This is a genomic window from Aureimonas ureilytica DSM 18598 = NBRC 106430 (assembly GCF_000382705.1).
Lineage (GTDB): Bacteria > Pseudomonadota > Alphaproteobacteria > Rhizobiales > Rhizobiaceae > Aureimonas > Aureimonas ureilytica.
Genome location: NZ_ARQE01000040.1, coordinates 1 through 2,342, shown reverse-complemented (window position 1 = coordinate 2,342; position 2,342 = coordinate 1). Strand labels below are relative to the sequence as shown.

The 2,342-nt window shown below is 57.2% G+C and carries 1 protein-coding gene; it reads left to right on the top strand.

What is annotated here, in order from left to right; all coding sequences use genetic code 11:
- Positions 1 to 447: 447 nt before the first annotated feature.
- On the top strand, positions 448 to 2,342 hold a 1,895-nt coding region (locus tag B146_RS28140; protein WP_457911984.1), incomplete at its 3' end, for an FG-GAP-like repeat-containing protein.

Here is a 2,342-nt window from a genome sequence, read left to right as displayed (position 1 = left end):
TCCGGAACTGAGTACGGAAGAAGGCGCGTGAATGTCCGCTATCGAGCGCGTTGTACTAACATTCGAACGACTTTGATGGGTCGAAAGCGGATGGACCGCTTCCAGACGTCCGCTTTCTCGGCGCCGATCAGCGATCACGGGTTGAGAACAGACCGTCCGCTCTGAATCCTAAGGCCGCCGATAGAGGACATCAAACCATGCCGTTCAGTGGCCCTTTTTCAAAGATTAACCTGAAGGGCACGGGTAGCGCTCTGAGGAGAACTGTGTGTCCGCTCCTCCGCCGTTGCACTATTGCGTTTAACTCGGGTGTGCGATCGCAACAGCGAAAGACTTCATCGCAAACGAGTTTGGGACGGATTGAAGGGTGATTGGAACAGATTGAAAGCCGCAGGCTTTGAAGCGGCCATTTCGACCATCTAGAAGCAGAACATTCTATGCTGCCTACCGATGGATGCTCGCCGCATGTCCGTACAATCTCCCACCGTCACCGCGATCACGTCGACATCATCTGCTGCGCAGATTGGCATCGGATCCACCGTTGTCCTGACGCTGTCAACCGACGTTCCCGTCAAGGTGAGCACGGTTGGAGGCACACCCGCGTTGATTATGAGCAACGGGGCGAAGGCAGTTTATTCGGGTCTCGACAGCGACGGCAAACCCCAGTTCACCTACAAAGTCGCGTCAGGCGATTCGGGCACGAACAGTCTCGCCGTCACGGGCATTGACTTCAACGGCGGCAGCATCAGCAGCAGTAGCGGCGGGACCTTCCAAAACAAGCAAGATTTTGCTGTTGGAAGGCGCCCCATCTCCGTTTCAGTCGGCGACGTCAATGGCGACGGCAAGCTTGATATTGTCACTGCTGACTCCACTAGCAATTCCGTGTCGGTTCTTTTCGGCGACGGCAATGGCGCTTTCGGTTCAAAGCAGACCTTTGGGACAGGAAGCGAACCTGTCTCGGTCGCGCTGAAGGACATGAACAGCGACGGTAAACTCGATATTATCGTTGCAAACAGGAGCAGCGCGAGTGTTTCAGTCCTTTTCGGAAACGGCAACGGCACCTTCGCGCAGAAGCAGGACTATTCTACCGGAGCCGGACCGTCATCAGTTGCAGTTTCGGACCTTAATGGCGATGGCAAACTCGACATCGTCACCGCTAATGCCTCCAGCCCTGACTTAAACTTTTACGCCTCTGTTCTTTTAGGCAACGGCGATGGTACCTTTCAGCAAGCGACATCGCTAAAGGCAGACTTTTCGCCAACCTCGGTTGCTTTGGGGGATCTGAACGGTGACGGTAAGCTCGATATCGTTATCGCCAACACAGGATCCGATAATGCCTCAGTCCTCCTGAGCAATGGAGCCAACGGATTCCAACCCGGCCGTTTGGTCCCGACGGGTGCAGGCCCAACGTCGGTGGTTTTGGGAGATGTGAACGGCGACGGCAAGCTCGATATCGTCACCACCAATTACCGCGACAACACCGCCTCGATCCTTTTGGGTAATGGCGATGGCACTTTCAGGACAGCACAGACCCTAATTACCAGACTCCAACCATACTCGGTGGCGCTGGGAGACGTGAACGGGGATGGCAAGCTCGACATCGTCACCGCTGAGAATTGGGGCGTCACCTCCTCGGTTTTTCTAGGCAATGGCGACGGCACGTTCGCGGCGGGGCGATTCCTCTCCGCCGGACTCCAATCGCACTCAGTGGCGCTGGCGGATGTGAACGGTGACGGCATGGTCGACATCGTCACCGCCAGTACATCTAACGACACTGCTGCCGTGCTACTCAACTTCGGCGGCCTGTCGGCCGCCAGCATCGCTAGTGCAACCGGGGCATCAACAAACATCGCCATCGATGCCACGCCTCCGGTGTTGGTTTCTGCGACTGTCGATGGCAACTCATTGGTGCTCACCTACAGCGAGGCGTTGGACGCCGCGCATCCGCCTGCAACGAACGCATTCACCGTCCGGGCTGGTGGTTCGTTAGTTGCGGTCAACGCCGTTGCGGTGGACGGAGCAGCCAAGACCGTCACGCTAACGCTCGCCTCCACCGTTACGCATGGCCACAGCGTGACTGTATCCTACAATGATCCGACGACGGGCGACGACGCAAACGCCATACAAGATCAAGTCGGCAACGACGCCGTTTCTTTGTCGGAGAGCGCTGTCACCAATACGACGCCACTTACCATTACCTCGGTGCTGATCCCGAACGCGGCGATGAAGATCGGTGACGTGGTGACGGCNACGATCACCGTTCCGGCCGATGCCGACAGCTATACGCTGCAGTCCGGCACGGTCGCCGGCTACACGCTGGGTGGGCTGACCAAGGTCAACAACAC